Here is an 18,962-nt window from a genome sequence, read left to right as displayed (position 1 = left end):
TTATGCTGCCTCTTTTGCTAGATTCATAAACAATATTGACACTTTCGCACCAACCACTTCTTCACCTTGCATGCGGTTCCGAATTTCAATTTTGGCCGAGTGATCATCAATGAGTTTCTTAACTACTGCCAAACCCAGACCCGTGCCTTTGCTCTTTGTTGTTACGTAAGGCTCAAAGGCTCTTGCCAATATCTTAGCTGGAAATCCAACCCCACTATCACTTATTGTTAATCGCACAGCATTTTGAGCTACGCCATTGTGTTCGCCATAAGGGACTAATTCTGTCTTAACCTCTACCGGACTACTGGGGCGAGGCCCCTCAAGAGTGGCATCTTGAGCATTTTGTAGCAAGTTATGGATTACCTGCCTTAGTTGCGTGGGATCCCCCATGATCTCTGGGCAATGAGGATCTAACTGAGTGCGTAATGGACTGCCCTCGTACAGACCCAAAATTTCTGAAGTAAGTGTGTTGATGGAAACTGACTTGAGTTGTGGGGTTGGCGTCTTCGCAAAATCCCTAAAGTCATTCACCATTTCTTTCATGGCTTGTACCTGACCAATGATGGTTTCGGTGCTGCGATTAATCATTTCTTCTTGCTCTGGGCTCAGCTTACCTGCAAGCTTATGCTGCAATCTTTCCGCGGAGAGCTGAATGGGCGTTAGAGGGTTTTTAATTTCATGAGCAAGACGTCTAGCAACTTCACTCCAAGCGATAGATCTTTGTGCGCTCACCACATCAGTAATGTCATCAAAAACAACCATACGTAAATCGCCAGTCAGCTCTGTACCGCGCACAAATAGAGTTACCCCCAATTCATTTTCAAATTCATTTGTAGTGTGTAGTTGAATTTGTTTTTGCCACACCGGCGCATTAGTCGGCGTGGTCTTTTGTTCTGCATCTCCCTCGCCCAGCACTGCGAGCTTCATAGTAGAAAAGCCTTCTTTGATGACCCCCTCAAACTCCAACAGAGCCGGTCTGCTGCCGAGGGGCTTTCCATCAAGGAGAGTAAGGTCCTGACCAAAAATACGATCTGCGCCCTCATTGCTAGAAACAACGTTGTAGTTTTTATCAAAAATGCATACGCCTGCCGTGAGACTTCCCAACACGCGCTCTAAGAATGCTTTGGATTCTTGCAAAGAAGTTCGGGTGTCAGCCAACTGCCTAGTCATGACATTAAATTGCCGTGTAAGCATGCCAAGCTCATCGCCAGTATCGAGCTCTGGCTTGGGAGACAAATCTCCCTGTGCAACTGCCTGGGTGCCTCTCAGAAGCATTAGAAGGGGGCGCGCAAGCTGCCTACCCAACATCAAAGCCAAAGTAATGGCCACGAACACCGCGAAGAAAAGAGTCAGGGTTAAGGTACCCACAAACATCTTGCGTAGACCAGTGCGCCCCAAGGCCTTCTCTTGATATTCGCTATACGCTGACTCCACCGCAAAAATATTCTTGGCCAAGGGCGTTGGAATATAGCGTACTAGCTGTAAAAAATATTTGTCTTCCACATCTTTGCCTAAATCTGCTTTGCTATAGATCGTTTTTTTACGAACAATCGGGACAATTGCTCTAACTCGATAGCCCCGCTGCCCACCCTCTACCTCAATTTGATCTAGAAAGGTAATGCCCTTCTTTTTAAATGCCTCCGCAACCACGTCTGCACTGGGCGCAGGAAAGTATTTTTTAGGTTTTATCTCGCTGGTGAAGATCAGATTGCGCTGCATATTAAAAAGACTAAGCTCTTGAATGCCAAATTGATTGCGAATCTTCATTACTGAGGTGGCCACCTGCTCAGCGCTAGTGCCTGAGGGTATCTGCACAATCTGTTCGGCAATAAAATTGCCCTCGCCCAAAATTTCTTCTTGGGCTACTCGCAACGTTACGCGCCCCAACTCTAAACCCGAGTTCAGCGCTGTCTCTACTTTGACGTCAAACCAGGTCTCAATACTGCGCGACACAAACTGCAATGACACGCCGTACAAAATTAAGCCCGGAACGATTCCGACTAAAGCAAAAATCATGGCTAACTTTGCAATCAAACGCGTACCAAAGTGCCCGCGATACCATCGTACGGCGATAACAGCCACCAAAATCAAAATGACTAGAGTCAAGCAAATTCCGATTACTACATTGGCGGCGTAGAGCCAAATAAAGTAGTTATCAAAAAATTCTGTGTTGGAAGAGGCAATCGCCAATAAAACTAAAAGCAATAAAGCAAAAGCGCCGATCACACCGATCGTGACCGGAATGATTTTTTTACTCCAAGCCTTGGATGTAAAAAAACCCGGGTCTAGCATGGCTGCTATCGATCTCATCGCTTAATTAAATTAGGGCCAGTAGGAGAAAATGGAAAGCGGTACCAATCGCTTGATACATTCCAATCGCGATTGTTTAGTGCGTTTACTTGAAAAGGTTTTGGTAGCTTACTAAGATCCAAACTCATGCGCATACTGGCTGTATAAGATTTGCTAGGATCTAGTTGAGAGCCCTCAATAACTCGCCATCCGCCAATACTACCCACTGCTTGCAATGCCTCAGACATGGTTCTGGCAGAAAAAGTAAAGCCCTCTGATGCTATTCGGTACTGCTGTGTGAGTGGCTGATAAGAAAGGCGGGCCTGCCTTTGCACAAGCGCAGACTTTTCATCAAACCAATACCAACGTGATCGAACTAAATCAAACTCTGTTTGGAAATAGAGAACGACGCCTTTTTGCACGGCATCTTCTAGTCCAGGAGATAGCTCAATCTGGAAAGTTGCGTTGAGAAGCCAGTCGTTATCCGCCTTCTCCAACTCAAAGGATTTGATCTTGATTCCTTCGGCGCTAACGGTGGTTGAAAAAACACCCAACACCATCAAGAACAAAATGAGGAATTGTTTAATTCTTCGGCTCATGGCCCATTTTTCTTAAACAAAGCATAGTAAAAACCGTCGTTTAGTTCGCCCGGCAAAATCTGGCCTGAAGCGCCTAATCGTACCGCATTGGAGTGTTGCTCAGCAAACCAAACAGCCTGCTCCTCGCCCTCCTCGGGAAATATCGAGCAAGTGACGTACAAAAGGGTCCCTCCTACCTGGAGCATCATCCACGCCTGATTCAAAATGGCTCGTTGTCTTTCTTGTAGCGCCCTAATGTCTGCTTCGCGCCTTAAAAATGGAATATCAGGATGTCGCGACACTATTCCAGAGGCCGAGCAAGGGGCATCAAGCAGAATCTTGTCAAAAAGAACGCCATCCCACCAGGCCGCCTTGGAAGCGTCGCCGCGTAACACGCGCACTTTGTCGGACTGCAAACGCAGGCGATCTAAGTTGCCACCAATTTTTCCAATACGCTCGCCGTCTAACTCTAGAGCCCGCATTGAACAATCTGCAAGCTCCAATAGATGTGCCGTTTTTCCACCGGGAGCAGCACAGGCATCCAACACCAACTCTCCCACCTGAGGACTTAGTAAGACTGCAGCCAGTTGTGCGCCTGCATCTTGTACAGACACAGCGCCAGTATAAAAACCAGGTAGATCGGATACGGGAACCGCTTCAGGCAACAGGAGAGCGGAAGGCAATTGAACGCCCGCCAATTCTTCTATTGGCATTGAAGAAATTCCGGACTCAGACAATAAGGCTTGATATTGCTCGCGCGTATATTGTCTTTGGTTCACACGCAAAATTAATGGTGCACGCTTGGCCTGTTGAAACAAAATCGATTGCCATGCTTTGGAATAATTGCGTTTCAGATTAGCACGCCACCAAGCAGGTACATACATTGGAATTGGATCGGGCGGAAAACGCTTCTCGCCCTCTGGTGGTTGCACCACGAGACTTACCTTGCGCAGGACCGCATTCACTAAACCTTTGGCATACATGGTTTCGTCATATTCACCACAAGCCTTCACCGCCTGATCCACAATCGTGTGAGCTGGATAGCCCTTGCTCTCGGCTGGATCTTGCAAAAATAAGGCAATCGCAACGCTAAGCAAATGATCTACTTCAGGGGGTGGAGTCTTTGGAATGAATTGCTTAATGAATTCGTGAGAGCGCACCCATTTGCGAAGTGCATCAAAGCTCAAGCTCTGAACGATCGGGCGTTCGTGGGCCTCTAGCTGATCGAGAAGCTCAGTAAGCGATCTTCCGCTCATGACCTCGCTTACCGCTTGTGCAGCAATCGTGATTGCTTCAGAGAGCGGGAGACTGCGTGGTGTTTTTTGATCAGTCAAATTAATTTGCTCCGGGATAAACCCCGTTTTTAGCCATACTCATTAAGCGTGCCACCCGCTCTTCAGTAGGCGGATGGGTTGAAAAAAGTTGTGCGAGGCCGCCGGTACTCAAAGGGTTGAGAATCATCATCTGCGCTGTTTCAGGATGCTGTTCAACTGCTTGAAATGGGATGCCTTGTGCATAGTTGTGAATTTTTTCTAATGCCTGTGCTAGCGCCTCAGGATCAGCGCTTATTTCGGCACCGCCGCGATCTGCCTCATATTCTCTTGCGCGAGAAATACTCATTTGAATCAAGCTTGCTGCGATCGGAGCCAAAATTGCCACCATCAAGCTGGCTATTGGATTATTGGGTCTACCCTCAGAATCGCGGCCACCAAAGAACATGGCAAAGTTAGCCAATGCTGAAATGGCCCCAGCCATAGTGGCGGCGATAGTCGAAATCAAAATATCACGATGGCGAACGTGGGCAAGCTCATGCGCCATCACGCCACGTAATTCACGATTCGAGAGAATTTTCAGAATGCCGGTGGTTGCAGCAACTGAGGCATTGTCTGGATTGCGCCCCGTTGCAAAAGCATTAGGAGCATCCTCATTAATTAAAAATACTTTAGGCATCGGTAAGCCAGCCTTCTCCGACAACTCTTTAACGAGCCCATAAAACTGGGGGGCAGATCTTTCGTCAACCTGCTGTGCATTAGTCATCTTCAGCACCATGGTGTCAGAAAACCAATAGCTGAAAAAATTCATGCCAACAGCCAGCAGTAAAGCCATCAACATACCCTGCTCACCACCCAACATACCACCAACCACAATAAAGAGTGCAGTAATTGCTGCCATCAAAACAGCAGTCTTTGCAAAATTAAACATTTCTACTCCTTTGTTTGAAAGCGCAACAATTTTTTACTATCACCAATCGACTGCAAACACGTTTTGGCATCTATTTTTTTGCCGCCTGGTTTTTGCATCTCCAAGACCTCAAGCACTCCTTCACCACACTGAATATATGTGCCCTTATTACTTAACCCAAGCACCTCGCCTACAGTACCGCTGGAGCTTACAGCTTTAGGGTCTGCAAGCCTTGAATTCCAAAACTTCACCGCCAGTCCATTCAAATTGCTACTTGCCCCCGGGAAAGGATTAAAAGCCCGAATACGATGATCGATTTCTTTGGCACTTAGAGCCCAATCGATCCCTGCCTCATTCTTCAGTATTTTTTCAGCGTAGATAATGCCGTCTTTCGCTTGCGGTACCCGAGATAAATCTTTGGCTTGGTCTAAGGAATTTAAAACATCCACAATGGATTTCGAGCCAAGCTGCGCCAACCGATCATGCAAGCTGGCACTCGTTTCATCGCGAGCAATTTCAAGGTCCGCAACTAAAACAGTATCTCCGGTATCCAAGCCAACATCCATTTGCATAATGCAAACGCCTGTTTTGGAATCGCCCGCTTCAATTGCTCGCTGAATTGGTGCTGCACCACGCCAACGGGGCAACAGAGAAGCGTGAATATTAAAGCTGCCATGTCTTCCTGCTCTCTCGCTAATATCCAAGATCTCTTGGGGCAAGATCAGGCCATAGGCAACCACCACCATGACGTCAAAGTCCGCTGAAGATAGGCGCTCGTATGCAGCTTGTGCCTGCGCCTGCTTCTGCGAATCGGTGCTTGTGCGTCTTAATGTTTCCGGTTGCAGCACAGGAATATTTTTTTGCAAAGCAAACTCTTTTACTGGGCTTGCCTGAAGGTGCATGCCCCTGCCAGCGCGGCGATCGGGCTGCGTTAAAGCCAAAACAATTTCATGACCAGCATCGTAAATTGCGCGCATCGCTTGCGCAGCAAACTCAGGAGTTCCAGCAAAAACGATTTTCATTAGTGCGCTTAGCGCTGACCCACTAATTCTTTAGCGCGCTTTTTCATTTTTTGTGAGATACGAGTTCTTTTAAGTATTGATAAATACTCAACAAACACTTTTCCTTGCAAATGATCTAACTCGTGCTGCAAACAAACTGCCAACAAACCATCAGCCTCTATTTCGAATTCTTTACCGTCAACGTTTAAAGCCTTTACTCGAATTTCAGATGGTCTCTCAACCTCGTCATAAAACTCTGGAACAGATAAACAACCTTCGCGCCAAGATTTTGTTTCAGAGCTGGACCAAATAATTTCTGGGTTGATAAAAACCATCAATTCGTTTTGTTCATCAGACACATCAATTACCACGATGCGCTCATGAATATCTACCTGCGTTGCTGCCAAGCCAACACCGGGGGCGTCATACATGGTGTCCGCCATATCGGCGACAATTTTTTTAATGCGCGCATCCACTTGCGCAACAGGTTTGGCAACCTTGTGCAAGCGGGGGTCTGGATAACAAAGGACGGGTAATAAAGCCATATAAGAATTATCCAACAGAGCTATCAGTCTGTCCTGATTGTCGCAATTCCCCCAAAGAACAAAATTGATTTATGCAAACATCCTCCACGCCTAATGCCATTCTCCAAATCGATCGCAAGAGCCCTTATTACCCAATTCGCCTCCATGATTTATATGATCCCCCGGGATGTCTTTATATATATGGGGACATTCATCTTCTGAAGAGGCCCGTGATTGCGATCGTAGGCTCTAGAAACGCCAGCCCTGAAGGCTTAAAAAATGCAGGCCTGTTTGCCCAAGCATTATCGAAAGCGGGCGCCTTGATCGTTTCTGGCCTAGCAAAGGGGGTCGACAGCGCCGCCCATCAGGCGGTCATTGAGCTTGGACCCAATCACTGCACTGCGGCAATATTGGGAACAGGCATAGATGTCGTCTATCCCCGTCAAAATATCGAACTATCTCGTGCCATCAGCCAACAGGGGCTATTGGTATCTGAGCTTCCCCTAGGCTCGGGGCCTAAAGCATGGCACTTTCCAAGAAGAAATCGCATTATTGCCGCCCTAGCTATTGGTGTCGTTGTTATAGAGGCGGCTGAAAAGTCGGGCTCTCTCATTACAGCCCGCCTGGCCGCAGACCTTGGAAGGGAGGTTTTCGCCCTTCCCGGGCCCATCCACAACACCAATTCTGCCGGCTGCCATCTACTTATTCAGCAAGGTGCAAAACTAGCCTTTAAACCAGATGATGTTCTTGAAGAGTTTTCTTTTTTAAGCAAAAACAGCATTTAAATGGCCTAGAAAGGGATTTTTATCTGAAAACTGGGAACTTCTGCCCGCCCAAAACTGGCCAAAAATAGGCGTTTTTGGACTTTTCCTAATTTATCGGTTAATAATAAAAAAGGGGTATGCAATTGGCCAAGCCCGATTTTGGTTTAAATTGGCCATCCGTTTTATCCCAAAAACCATCATTTCTAGCTCAAATTTAGGCAAAACGCGTGGCAACTAAAGCAACTACCAAAAAAAGCAGCTCAAAGACTACCGCCGGGGACCACCCTAAGGCGCTCATCATTGCGGAGAAGCCTTCTGTTGCCAATGACATTGCCAAAGCCTTGGGCGGCTTTACGAAGTACGAAGATTATTTTGAGAGCGATGAATTCCTAATCTCTTCCGCGGTTGGCCATTTATTGGAAATTGCCGCCCCTGAAGAATTTGATGTGAAACGTGGCAAATGGTCGTTTGCCAATTTACCGGTGGTGCCTCCTTATTTTGATTTGCGTCCGATTGTAAAAACAGAATCACGCCTCAAAGTTTTACAAAAACTCATTAAGCGCAAAGATGTAACTGCCCTCATTAATGCTTGTGACGCGGGGCGTGAGGGTGAATTAATTTTCCGCTTGATTGCGCAACACGCAAAAGCATCGCAATCTATTAAGCGCTTATGGCTCCAATCGATGACCCCCGCCGCCATTCGCGAAGGCTTTACCAATTTACGCAGCGATGAAGACATGAAGCCTCTTGCTGATGCGGCTCGTTGTCGCTCGGAGGCTGACTGGTTGGTCGGCATCAATGGCACGCGCGCAATGACAGCCTTTAATAGCAAGAGCGGCGGCTTCTTCTTAACGACTGTAGGTCGTGTGCAGACTCCAACACTTTCTATTGTGGTGGAGCGCGAAGAGCTCATTCGCAAGTTCATCTCTAAAGATTACTGGGAAGTGAAGGCTGAATTTATCGCTGCTGCTGGCGTGTATGAAGGCCGCTGGTTTGACCCTAAATTCAAAAAGGATGCTGCCGAGCCCGACGCGCGCGAGAACCGCCTATGGAGTGAGGCTGCAGCTCAAAGTATTGTGGCTGCATGCCGCGGCAAAAAAGCAAGCGTGACTGAAGAAGCCAAGCCTGCTACACAGCTTGCTCCTCAGCTATTTGATTTAACGAGCTTACAACGTGAAGCGAACGCGCGTTTTGGATTCTCTGCAAAAAATACATTAGGTCTTGCACAGGCTCTATATGAGCGCCACAAAGTATTAACCTATCCACGTACCGACGCAAAAGCGCTTCCTGAGGACTACCTCGATACCGTTAAACAAACCATGGAGAACCTTGCTGAGCATTCACAAGACTATCGTGCTTTTGCTAAACAAATTTTGAAGGGTGACCCAAAGGATCCTAAGGCCAAAGCGGGCTATGGTTGGGTAAAGCCAAACAAACGAATTTTTGATAACTCTAAAATTTCTGATCACTTTGCGATCATCCCAACATTAGAAACGCCTAAAACTTTAAGCGAGCCCGAAGCCAAGCTCTACGACTTGGTTGTGCGCCGCTTCTTAGCCGTGTTTTATCCTGCCGCAGAGTTCCGTGTGACCACACGCATTTCCGAGGCGTCCGGACACCACTTTAAAACCGAAGGTCGTGTGCTTGTAAACCCTGGTTGGCTAACGGTTTACGGCAAATCCAATCAAGCAGACGATGAACTCGTTCCCGTCCAAGAGGGTGAGGCTGTACAAACTGAGTCTATTGCAGCAGTGCCATTGAAAACCAAGCCGCCAGCACGCTATACAGAAGCAACCTTACTCTCCGCAATGGAAAGTGCGGGTAAGTGGGTTGATGATGATGACATGCGCGAAGCGATGGCTGAAAAGGGATTGGGTACACCAGCAACTCGAGCCGCCATCATCGAAGGCCTGCTTGCTGAAAAATACATGGTGCGCGAAGCTCGTGAACTGATTCCAACTGCAAAAGCATTCCAACTGATGACTTTGTTGCGCGGCTTAGATGTTGAAGAGTTAACTCGCCCCGATCTCACTGGTAGCTGGGAGAACAAACTTTCTCTCATAGAGCAAGGCAAGATGAATCGCGATACTTTCATGCAAGAGATCGCGCAAATGACTCAGCGCATCGTCAAGCGTGCCAAAGAATATGACAGCGATACCATTCCAGGCGACTACGCCACCATGACCACGCCATGCCCACACTGTAAGGGTCCGGTAAAGGAAAACTATCGACGTTTTGCCTGTGAAAAGTGCGGCTTTACGATCAGCAAAACACCTGGTGGGCGCGCATTTGAATATCCTGAAGTTGAAGAGTTGTTGCGTGAAAAAACCATCGGTCCACTACAAGGTTTCCGCAGCAAAATGGGACGCCCATTTGCAGCCATTATTAAATTAAGCGAAATTCCAGAGGATGACAAAGATTATCCAAATGCGGGCTTCAAACTTGAGTTTGATTTTGGCAACACGCAAGATGATGAGACTGAAGCCGTCGATTTCACGGGCCGTCTAGCGCTAGGCGTTTGTCCAAAGTGTTCGGGCGCAGTATATGAAGATGGCATGCGTTATGTTTGTGAAAACAATACTGGCCCCAATAAATCATGTGATTTCAAAACCGGAAAAGTAGTTCTACAACAAGAGGTCTCGCCAGAACAGGTTCAAAAGTTACTGAAAGAGGGCAAAACAGATCTTCTAACTAACTTTAAGTCGAACCGCACTGGGCGTGGCTTTAAGGCCTATTTAGCGCTAGATTCTGCTGGCAAAATTGGCTTTGAATTTGAGGCTAAAGCACCTAAGGCTGAAGGCGCTGCTCCCGCAAAGAAACGAGCGGGCGCAAGTGCAGCGACTAAGTCTGCAGCAAAACCTAAGCGTGCAAGCAAAGCAAAGTCATCATCTAGTAGCTGAGCCGTAATCAGCTTAGCCGCTAGGGCGGACCACAAAATTCCTCTCGATCCCAAGGCAGTAGCTAAAAATATTCCTGGGCGCTGAGGAAGTGCGCCGATGATTGGTAAACGATCTCCAGCAACACAACGCACACCAACAAAATCTCCAGACTTTATCAACGACGAAAGATTTCCTTCTTCGTAATCCACTAAGCGCTTAGCTTGCTCACGATTGAAGTCATCACTGATTTCTCTTGGTGAGAGGTCATCCTCACCCTCATCAAAACTAGAGCCAACAATCCATTGATAGCTACCATCATCAAGTTGCTTGGCAGGCAAACAATATCCATCTCCAGAGATGCCAACCTGGGGTAATTTTTTGATCCAAGGGTCATTTTGCCGAACCGTGAAAATGCTCAACTGACCGCGCACCGGCCTTAAGGGCAAACGAATACCGATACTATTCATAAGATCTTTTGCTTCAATGGCGCAGGCCACTACAACTTGATTTGCAGTCATAATCAGATTGTTTGAGGCATCAAATAAATGCCACTGATCGCTGAGCTCCTCTAAGCGCGCGATGCGCGTGCTCCACACACAAGTTAATCGCTGTTGTTCGTGTAACAACCCCTTGCTTGTTTCATGCAAATTTAAACCAGCGCCACGCGGCAACCAAACGCCGCTTTGTTCAATTCCACAAAACCGTTTAGCCTCTTGAGCATCCATGGCAATAGCCATATCTTCATCAAGATTCAGTGAACGCAAATGCTCTTCTGTTGCAGCTCGATCAAAGGTTTTATCTTTTTTGGTCGGCTGAAATATCCCGTATTGCTGCCACATATTTTTCCAGCGTGCCTCGGCCAGAAGAAATGCAAGGCGCGTTAGACGCAATAAACGGGGGGCGCCCTTGCCAATATGCGGATGTGCAATGGCATAAGCATGGCTTGAACAGGCGGTGGCCGGAGATGGAGCGGCGTCAATAATACAAACAGCTTTGCCACGCTCGAGCAACTCATTTGCAATGGTTGCCCCACAAATGCCTGCCCCAATCACCACTATTTCATGGTGTTGGGGTTTGGTCATTGATTAAGTATTGATAAAACGATTGATACTGCTATCAGCTTATGAAGCTTAAGCATTCAGGCGTTGTTCGATCTTGGAGCGAGTTTCTTTCATCTCTTTTGGCAAGCGATCGCCAAGGTGCTCGAACAATTCTGTGTGCAGCTTAAGCTCATTCTTCCAATCATCAATTCCAACGGTGATTGCTTTAGTAAACTTTTCTGCGGAATAGTCGAGACCACCCCAATGCATATCTGTGTACTCTGGAGTAATACCAAATGGGGTTTCTTTGCCGCTTGCCTTACCTTCTGCGCGGCCCAAAATCCAAGAAAGAACACGCATGTTTTCACCGAAGCCTGGCCATACAAACTTGCCATTCTCATCTTTGCGGAACCAGTTCACGCAATAGATCTTTGGCAATACTGCGCCTTCAGATTCGAGCTTCTTACCAATATTGAGCCAATGTTGGAAGTAGTCGCTCATGTTGTAACCAGCAAATGCAATCATTGCAAATGGGTCGCGACGTACAACGCCGATTTGACCTGTAATGGCTGCGGTGGTTTCAGAGCCCAATGTTGCAGCCATGTAAACGCCCTCAACCCAATCACGTGCCTCGCTAACCAAAGGTACGGTATTTGAACGGCGGCCGCCAAACAAGAATGCATCAATAGGAACGCCTGCGGGATCATCCCAATTTGGATCAACCGCTGGGTTGTTAGTCGCCGCAACAGTAAAGCGTGAGTTTGGATGCGCGGCTTTACGGCCAGCAGCCCCATCGGCTGGAGTCCAGTCTTTGCCTTGCCAGTCAATCAAATGTGCTGGTGGAGTTTCTGTCAAACCTTCCCACCAAACATCACCGTCATCAGTCAAACCAACGTTTGTAAAGATCACATCTTGATTGAGAGAGTCGATACAGTTTTGATTTGTTTGGCGGTTAGTTCCAGGAGCTACGCCGAAGTAGCCAGACTCTGGGTTAATTGCAAACAAACGAGTTTTGCCAGTAACGGCATCTTTGCGTGGCTTGATCCAAGCAATGTCATCACCAATAGTGGTAACTTTCCAACCCTCGAATCCCTTTGGAGGAATCATCATGGAGAAGTTGGTTTTGCCACACGCAGATGGGAATGCGGCTGCGATGTGATATTTTTTACCTTCGGGTGAAGTTACGCCCAAGATCAGCATATGCTCAGCCAGCCAACCCTGATCGCGACCCATATTGGAGGCGATGCGTAATGCAAAACATTTTTTACCTAACAATGCATTGCCGCCGTAGCCTGAACCGAAAGACCAAATCTCACGTGTTTCTGGGTAGTGAACAATGTATTTGTTTTTGTTGTTTGGCCATGCGACGTCTTTTTCACCAGCAGCCAAAGGCTTGCCCACAGTGTGAATACAAGGAACAAACTCGCCGTCAGCGCCAAGCTGATCGATTACCGCTTTACCCATGCGAGTCATCAACTTCATATTGATCGCCACATAAGGGCTATCAGACAACTCGACACCAATGTGTGCGATTGGCGAACCAATTGGGCCCATAGAGAAGGGCACTACATACATGGTTCTACCGCGCATACAACCATCAAACAATGGATTCAATGTTGCGCGCATTTCGCTTGGCTCTACCCAATTGTTAGTTGGACCAGCATCTTCTTTCTTTGCTGAGCAGATGAAGGTGCGATCTTCGACACGCGCCACATCCTCAGGATCAGACAAAGCTAAAAATGAGTTTTTACGCTTAGCAGGGTTAAGGCGCTTAAATACACCAGCACTCACCAACAACTCGCACAATTCGTCGTATTCAGCTTGTGAGCCATCACACCAACGAATGGCGTCAGGCTTGGTAAGAGCTGCCACTTCGCCAACCCACTCAATTAGACGCTTGTTTTTTACGTAAGCTGGCGCATTCACATTAATTTGGCCGCTGGTAGTTGAAGTCATATGTTTCCCTATGAAGATTAAATTTTTTAATCCGACGATTTTAACATTTCGGTCACATTTGCTGTGTGGGCCAGACACAGCACAAACCCTTTACTTACCAATGCAGAATTGGCTGAAGATTTTCCCCAAAAGGTCGTCTGGAAGCAGTTTTCCGGTAATTTCCCCCAAGTGTCTTTGGGCTAAAGAGAGCTCTTCTGCAAATAATTCGAGAGAATTGTTGCCATTTGCAGCGAATTCTTCTGATTTTTCAATATGTTCAGCCGCGCGCTCTATGCAGTCTAAATGTCTTCTACGAGCCAAAATAGCGCCCTCCTGGGGTCCAGCCCAACCCACAAGCTCCAGAATCTTCTGTTTTAACCCCTCAATTCCCTCTCCAGTTTTGGCGGAAATCAGCAAAACTTCACTGGGCGCAGTTTTTGATGGTTCTTGGAGCAAATCAACCTTATTCACAAGCTCAAGCACGGCGCATTTAGGCGGTAATTCCCTCAAAATCTGAGTTTTTAGGTCGTCCTGTTGGGCGGCCGACTGAGCATCAGTCAAAAAAATCACTATGTCTGCCAAACGAATGGCATCCCACGATCTTTCAATGCCTTTTGCCTCTACAACATCCGTTGTTTCGCGCAGACCAGCTGTATCAATAATATGCATGGGCACACCGTCAATGGTGATGCTTTCTTTAACCCGGTCTCGAGTTGTCCCGGCAATAGGGGTAACAATGGCGACCTCTTCACCGGCCAAGCGATTAAGCAAAGAGCTTTTCCCCACATTGGGCGCTCCGGCTAATACCAGCTGAATTCCATCGCGCAAAATTTTTCCCTGCTTAGCGCCCGCACGTAAAGCTTGTAACTTTTCTTTAACCGCGGTCAAGCGCTGACGTGCCTGAGCATTTTCTAGAAACTCAATTTCTTCCTCTGGAAAATCTAAGGTCGACTCAACCAAAATCCTGAGTTGGGTAATTTCTTCAATGAGATTATTGATGTCGTCAGAAAAAGCACCCTGCAAAGAACGAGCTGCGCCGCGAACAGCCGCCTCGCTTTGCGCGTCAATTAAATCTGCAATAGCCTCAGCCTGGGTTAAATCAATTTTGTTGTTGAGATAGGCACGCAGGGTAAATTCGCCCGGCTCTGCAATGACAAGTCCCTCGGATTTGCCCAACTCTAAACAGCGTTTCATCACCAACTCAAGAAGTTGTGGGCCACCGTGACACTGAAGCTCTAAAACATCTTCACCCGTAAAAGAAGCTGGTCCAACGAAATGAATTGCAATGAGCTGATCAATGGCTTGGCCACTCTCATCACAGAGCGTTAATAGATTTACTTGTCTTGGAGGAAGGTTTTTTTGAAATAATGCGCTCGACAAAGCGCTCAAATTTTTTCCACTGATGCGAATAACCCCGACGCCCGCCTTGCCGGGCGCGGTTGCAATAGCAATGATGGGCAATTTTCTTGTCATCATTGCTGTCTATTTATTGCAAGCGAGTTATGCCGCGCTCAAATTACTTAGCGGGCTTTTTTCCAAACATCTGATTAATCTGCCACTGTTGAGCAATCGATAGAAGGTTATTAGTAACCCAATATAAAACCAAGCCCGCAGGGAAGAAAAAGAACATGATTGAAAAGACGATCGGCATGTACATCATCACCTTCGCCTGAATTGGATCTGGAGGCGTTGGGTTCAACTTCGTTTGCACAAACATAGAGACAGCCATAATGACCGGCAGAATGTAATACGGGTCAGGCACCGAGAGATCATGAATCCACAAAACCCATGGTGCGCCACGCATCTCAACCGATGACAACAATACCCAATACAACGAGATAAACACAGGGATCTGAATCACAACCGGCAGGCATCCACCCAACGGGTTAATTTTTTCCTTGCGGTACATCTCCATCATGGCTTGATTGAGTTTTTGTGGCTCGCCCTTGTACTGCTCCTTCATGGCCGCCAAGCGCGGCTGCACTTCCTTCATGCGGGCCATTGACTTATAACTTGCAGCAGATAGGGGGAAGAACACCAGCTTAATTAAGATGGTCAACAGGATGATGGACCAACCCCAGTTGCCAACATAACCATGAATTTTTTCAAGCAACCAGAAAATGGGTTTAGCAATAATAGTCAGATAACCGTAGTCCTTGAGCAATTCAAAGCCTGGAGCAATCGTCTCCAAAACCTTTTCTTCTTGAGGTCCCACAAATAATCTGGCTTTTTCTACAACAGTTGCTCCTGGGGCAACAACACCTAGGGGTGTTTGCATACCAATTCGATACAAGCCGTTGTCTATTCTTCCAGCATAAATATCCCGTGCATCTTTGTCGCCCGGAATCCAGGCGCTCGCAAAGTAGTGCTGAACCATGGCGATCCAAGCTGGCTCACCAGCAGCAACTTGCGTTGGGATGGTGATCTTGTTTTTATCTATCGCTGAGAACTCCAGCTTATTAAATTTTTCTTTATCTGTGTAGGCGGCCGGTCCAGTAAATGTGCTGGCTGAGAAGGCGCCGCCAAATGGGCCGATTTTTTGCTCTTGTGAAGCGTCGCGCACAATTTCTGTGTACAAAACAAGAGGGTTTGGGTTGTTTGTTGTTTGTGTGACGCGATGGCCAACATCTACTACATAGCTACCAGGATTTAGGATGAATGTTTTTTCAAGTTTGACGCCGTTACGTTCGCTGGCAAATACTGCAAACGGTCTACCTGAACCATCTTTTCCTGACTGTACTAATTTAAAGGTGCTTGTGTGATTTGGAAGGTCGTTATTGTTTAAAGAAATTAAACCAGACCGTGCAAAATATTTGTGTGTTGGCGTGTATTGAAAAAGCTCTACTGGATTTTTCTCAGCAGTTAATTCTTTTAATAACTTAGCATCAATTACATTTGCTCCGCTGGCACTAATTTCCAATACCAACACATCATTTTGGAGTGTAAACTTTTCTGCACCTTCTATGGTGCCACCACTAACCACTGGCGTTACGGCAACTGCCGGCGCACCTGCGGCTTGCATAGGGACATCAACTTTGCCTCCCGTTGTGGCCTTGTCAGCAACAGCCGGGGAGTTCGCTGGGGCGCCACCAAACAAGGATGGCTTGCCTTCATGAACCTGCCAATTGTTGTAGAGCATGAGACCCGACATCGAGAATACTGCCCAAAGAATTGTTTTTTTAAAGTCCATTTACATTCACTTAAGTTGGTGTTTTGTATCTTTTACAGCAGGATCATAACCGCCGTGTGACAACGGGTTGCAGCGCAAAATACGCCACGCCGTTAGGCCAAAGCTTTTAATAAATCCGTAATGACTAAAGCAGTCACATGCATATTGCGAACAGCTGGGCACATACTTGCAGTGCATACCTAAATAAGGGCTTAAAGCTAGTTGATATATTTTTACCAACTTAATTGCCGCATTATTTAAGGCGCGCACCTAAAGCAGCCCCGAAATTTGAGAGCGCAAAATTTCTTTTTCTTTTTTTCTGAGTCTGCCCCGAGTTTCGCGACCGATTGGTTTTTTGAGCTTGACCACAACATCTTTATTTAATGTTTTGGCTTGAGCCGTCCAAACCAATTCGCGAATCATCCGCTTTAGGCGGTTTCGATCAACCGCTCTTTTGGCCAACTTCTTTGCTACCGCAACCCCCAAGTCAGGCTTGACGCCCTCTTGAGTGGATGCAACATACATGCCCCAATACAAACTTGTCTTGGGGCGTGCTTTAAGTAATTCAGAAATCCTTGCGCTATTCAATGGCTAAATTACACAGCCAAACGCTTGCGGCCTTTTGCACGACGAGCATTTAAAACTGCGCGTCCGCTTTTGGTTTTCATGCGAATACGGAAGCCGTGTGTACGCTTGCGACGAGTTACTGAGGGTTGGTAAGTTCTTTTCATGTTCTATCCCTGGAAAACCAAGTATTTTCCTTGTTGCAGAGCAAAAGGTCAATCGATCTTGATGAATATGTAGGTGTTTTTCTCTATTTTTAGTGAAATTTCTCTTAAATCATTAATTTAAATAGAGATTTTTCTATTATTCACAAGTTATCCACAGCTTTTCCACGTTTTTGTTGCTTGTGGATAACTTTGGAGCATCGCTACAATGGATCCTCCAAAAATATGAGCAACCTACACAATCCCCCCGCCTTGAATTCAATTAGCCCACTGGGGTTCTGGGATGATGCTATCGGCATTTTATCCCGCGAACTGTCGCCCCAACAGTTTAAAACGTGGATTCAACCCCTTACCCTATTGTCTTTTGTTGAAAGTGATGACTCACTAACAATTGGAGCCCCCAACCGATTTAAGTTGGATTGGACCAAAAAGACGTTTGCCGACCGATTCCAAGAGTTGGCCTCCCAGTATTTTGGGCGTCCCATTAATGTCGGCTTTACACTCGCTGTTGAGGGTGGTGCAACCAATACCGCACCCTCCGTAACGCTGGAAGAGCCCATAGAGAAAAATGTTTCTGTGGAGATCTCGGAGCCAAGCATATCGGTAGAAGAGAGTGCTTTTGAGATTGAAGATCACTCAAAACTCAACCCGAACCTTACTTTTGAAACGTTTGTTACTGGTAAAGCCAATCAACTTGCTAGGGCTGCGTCGATTCAGGTGGCGCACAACCCTGGAACCTCTTACAACCCCATGTTCTTATATGGTGGGGTAGGTCTGGGTAAGACCCATTTAATTCACGCGATTGGCAATCACCTCTTAAAAGAGAAGCCAAACGCCCGTATTCGCTATATCCACGCCGAACAGTATGTTTCAGATGTGGTCCGCGCATACCAACAAAAGGCGTTTGACCGCTTTAAGCGCTACTACCACTCCTTAGACCTTTTACTTATTGATGACATTCAGTTTTTTAGCGGCAAATCCAGGACCCAGGAAGAGTTTTTCTATGCTTTTGAGGCCTTATTAAGCAACAAGGCCCAAGTCATCATTACTAGTGACACCTATCCCAAGGAAATGGCGGGTATTGATGATCGCCTTATTTCCCGCTTTGATTCTGGGCTAACGGTTGCCATTGAGCCACCAGAGCTAGAAATGCGTGTCGCTATTTTGATGAAAAAAGCTATTAGTGAAGGCATCCCCATGAGTGAGGACGTTGCATTTTTTGTGGCCAAACACTTACGCTCAAACGTCCGTGAGTTAGAAGGGGCTTTGAGAAAGATTTTGGCGTTTGTTCGCTTCCACGGTCGTGAGGTCACGATTGAGGTTGCCAGAACAGCACTAAAAGACCTACTTTCTATCCAAAATCGTCAAATTTCTGTCGAAAATATTCAAAAAGCAGTTGCTGATTTCTATAGCATCAAGGTTGCAGACATGTACTCCAAAAGGCGCCCGGCTAATATTGCGCGGCCCCGTCAAATTGCAATGTTTATGGCCAAAGAGTTGACACAAAAAAGCTTGCCGGAGATTGGTGAATTATTTGGCGGTAGGGACCACACAACCGTCCTTCACGCTGTTCGCAAGATTGCAGATGAGCGAGCACATGATGGGCAGCTAAACCATGAGATTCACGTTATTGAGCAAACCTTAAAGGCGTAGTTTTTTGCTTGTTGATAAGGTTGTGGACAACCCCAGGGATAAGTTTGTGGATTAGATGTGGATAAATTGTGGAAAGGTTCAGCTTCATGCAAAAATAGGGTGTTGATAAAAAGTTATCCCCTTTTTATGCAGCGCTTATACAAGAGTTTTCCACAGGTTTTTTTGTCTCTAATGTGTTGTTTTATAAGGGTTTTTTGACTTATCCACGGAATTTCGAACCC

The 18,962-nt window shown here is 46.7% G+C and carries 15 protein-coding genes and 1 pseudogene; 3 read left to right on the top strand and 13 right to left on the bottom strand.

The features are described from left to right. Genes VC159_RS00740 through def form a run of 6 tightly spaced genes read right to left on the bottom strand, consistent with a single transcriptional unit; the run spans position 1 to position 6,594 of the window. Positions 1 to 2,310 carry a sensor histidine kinase gene (locus VC159_RS00740; RefSeq protein WP_215358793.1) on the bottom strand — a complete coding sequence of 770 codons (2,310 nt, stop codon included), beginning with the start codon at positions 2,308 to 2,310 and terminating at the stop codon, positions 1 to 3. Next, positions 2,307 to 2,888, bottom strand: a complete 582-nt coding sequence (locus tag VC159_RS00735; RefSeq protein ID WP_251367738.1) for a DUF4390 domain-containing protein — start codon at positions 2,886 to 2,888, stop codon at positions 2,307 to 2,309. Before VC159_RS00735 ends, VC159_RS00740 begins: the two co-directional genes overlap by 4 nt. Next, positions 2,885 to 4,201 carry a 16S rRNA (cytosine(967)-C(5))-methyltransferase RsmB gene (gene rsmB, locus VC159_RS00730; RefSeq protein ID WP_215358794.1) on the bottom strand — a complete coding sequence of 439 codons (1,317 nt, stop codon included), beginning with the start codon at positions 4,199 to 4,201 and terminating at the stop codon, positions 2,885 to 2,887. The genes VC159_RS00735 and rsmB overlap by 4 nt, the downstream gene beginning before the upstream one ends. A gap of 1 nt (position 4,202) precedes the next feature. Next, complete coding sequence (htpX, locus tag VC159_RS00725) at positions 4,203 to 5,069, bottom strand: zinc metalloprotease HtpX (RefSeq protein WP_215358795.1); 867 nt, start codon at positions 5,067 to 5,069, stop codon at positions 4,203 to 4,205. Between the two features lie 2 nt (positions 5,070 to 5,071). Continuing rightward, positions 5,072 to 6,070: a methionyl-tRNA formyltransferase gene (gene fmt / locus VC159_RS00720; protein WP_215358796.1), complete on the bottom strand. Its 999-nt coding sequence runs from the start codon at positions 6,068 to 6,070 to the stop codon at positions 5,072 to 5,074. Positions 6,071 to 6,078: 8 nt separating this feature from the next. After that, the gene (def, locus tag VC159_RS00715) at positions 6,079 to 6,594 is read right to left on the bottom strand and encodes a peptide deformylase (RefSeq protein WP_215358797.1); all 516 of its coding nucleotides are present in this window, start codon (positions 6,592 to 6,594) and stop codon (positions 6,079 to 6,081) included. A gap of 71 nt (positions 6,595 to 6,665) precedes the next feature. On the opposite strand from def, the gene dprA reads away from it, so the two are divergent. Together dprA and VC159_RS00705 are read left to right on the top strand one after the other, a co-directional pair. After that, entirely contained in the window at positions 6,666 to 7,358 is a 693-nt protein-coding gene (gene dprA, locus VC159_RS00710) for a DNA-processing protein DprA (RefSeq protein ID WP_215358798.1), read from the top strand. 206 nt (positions 7,359 to 7,564) lie between these two features. Next, on the top strand, positions 7,565 to 10,237 hold the full coding sequence (locus VC159_RS00705) for a DNA topoisomerase III (protein ID WP_215358799.1): 2,673 nt from the start codon (positions 7,565 to 7,567) through the stop codon (positions 10,235 to 10,237). Here the strand turns inward: VC159_RS00705 and mnmC are convergent. The 7 genes and pseudogenes from mnmC to rpmH form a co-directional block, all read right to left on the bottom strand. Beyond that, a pseudogene (mnmC, locus tag VC159_RS00700) lies at positions 10,210 to 11,298 on the bottom strand (FAD-dependent 5-carboxymethylaminomethyl-2-thiouridine(34) oxidoreductase MnmC); the annotation flags it as partial. The gene VC159_RS00705 and the pseudogene mnmC overlap by 28 nt on opposite strands. Before the next feature lie 48 nt (positions 11,299 to 11,346). Further along, positions 11,347 to 13,212, bottom strand: a complete 1,866-nt coding sequence (locus tag VC159_RS00695; RefSeq protein ID WP_215358800.1) for a phosphoenolpyruvate carboxykinase (GTP) — start codon at positions 13,210 to 13,212, stop codon at positions 11,347 to 11,349. A gap of 90 nt (positions 13,213 to 13,302) precedes the next feature. Then, the gene (mnmE, locus tag VC159_RS00690; RefSeq protein WP_323473541.1) at positions 13,303 to 14,664 is read right to left on the bottom strand and encodes a tRNA uridine-5-carboxymethylaminomethyl(34) synthesis GTPase MnmE; all 1,362 of its coding nucleotides are present in this window, start codon (positions 14,662 to 14,664) and stop codon (positions 13,303 to 13,305) included. Between the two features lie 43 nt (positions 14,665 to 14,707). Continuing rightward, positions 14,708 to 16,381 carry a membrane protein insertase YidC gene (gene yidC, locus VC159_RS00685; RefSeq protein WP_215358801.1) on the bottom strand — a complete coding sequence of 558 codons (1,674 nt, stop codon included), beginning with the start codon at positions 16,379 to 16,381 and terminating at the stop codon, positions 14,708 to 14,710. Positions 16,382 to 16,387: 6 nt separating this feature from the next. Beyond that, positions 16,388 to 16,630: a membrane protein insertion efficiency factor YidD gene (gene yidD / locus VC159_RS00680; protein ID WP_215358802.1), complete on the bottom strand. Its 243-nt coding sequence runs from the start codon at positions 16,628 to 16,630 to the stop codon at positions 16,388 to 16,390. After that, positions 16,631 to 16,948 (bottom strand): ribonuclease P protein component, encoded by a 318-nt coding sequence (gene rnpA, locus VC159_RS00675; protein WP_251367740.1) that lies wholly within the window; start codon positions 16,946 to 16,948, stop codon positions 16,631 to 16,633. It lies immediately after the preceding gene. Between the two features lie 8 nt (positions 16,949 to 16,956). Beyond that, a complete protein-coding gene (rpmH, locus tag VC159_RS00670; RefSeq protein WP_011903922.1) occupies positions 16,957 to 17,091 on the bottom strand; it encodes a 50S ribosomal protein L34 in 135 nt (44 codons plus the stop codon). Positions 17,092 to 17,313: 222 nt separating this feature from the next. Between rpmH and dnaA the strand changes: the two genes are divergently transcribed. Further along, positions 17,314 to 18,741, top strand: coding sequence for a chromosomal replication initiator protein DnaA (gene dnaA / locus VC159_RS00665; protein WP_251367741.1), 1,428 nt, complete (start codon positions 17,314 to 17,316; stop codon positions 18,739 to 18,741). Positions 18,742 to 18,962 lie beyond the last annotated feature (221 nt).

The organism is Polynucleobacter sp. JS-JIR-II-c23 (assembly GCF_035011225.1).
In the GTDB taxonomy this organism is placed as follows: Bacteria; Pseudomonadota; Gammaproteobacteria; order Burkholderiales; family Burkholderiaceae; genus Polynucleobacter.
Note: the sequence above shows the minus strand (reverse complement) of the source record. Positions and strands in the feature narration are given on the sequence as shown.

Bases quoted from the DNA above. Each gene is read 5' to 3' on its own strand.
- VC159_RS00740 (WP_215358793.1), bottom strand. From the start codon at position 2,310: ATGAGATCGATAGCAGCCATGCTAGACCCGGGTTTTTTTACATCCAAG.
- VC159_RS00735 (WP_251367738.1), bottom strand. From the start codon at position 2,888: ATGAGCCGAAGAATTAAACAATTCCTCATTTTGTTCTTGATGGTGTTG.
- htpX (WP_215358795.1), bottom strand. From the start codon at position 5,069: ATGTTTAATTTTGCAAAGACTGCTGTTTTGATGGCAGCAATTACTGCA.
- fmt (WP_215358796.1), bottom strand. From the start codon at position 6,070: ATGAAAATCGTTTTTGCTGGAACTCCTGAGTTTGCTGCGCAAGCGATG.
- def (WP_215358797.1), bottom strand. From the start codon at position 6,594: ATGGCTTTATTACCCGTCCTTTGTTATCCAGACCCCCGCTTGCACAAG.
- dprA (WP_215358798.1), top strand. From the start codon at position 6,666: ATGCAAACATCCTCCACGCCTAATGCCATTCTCCAAATCGATCGCAAG.
- VC159_RS00695 (WP_215358800.1), bottom strand. From the start codon at position 13,212: ATGACTTCAACTACCAGCGGCCAAATTAATGTGAATGCGCCAGCTTAC.
- mnmE (WP_323473541.1), bottom strand. From the start codon at position 14,664: ATGACAAGAAAATTGCCCATCATTGCTATTGCAACCGCGCCCGGCAAG.
- yidC (WP_215358801.1), bottom strand. From the start codon at position 16,381: ATGGACTTTAAAAAAACAATTCTTTGGGCAGTATTCTCGATGTCGGGT.
- rpmH (WP_011903922.1), bottom strand. From the start codon at position 17,091: ATGAAAAGAACTTACCAACCCTCAGTAACTCGTCGCAAGCGTACACAC.
- dnaA (WP_251367741.1), top strand. From the start codon at position 17,314: ATGAGCAACCTACACAATCCCCCCGCCTTGAATTCAATTAGCCCACTG.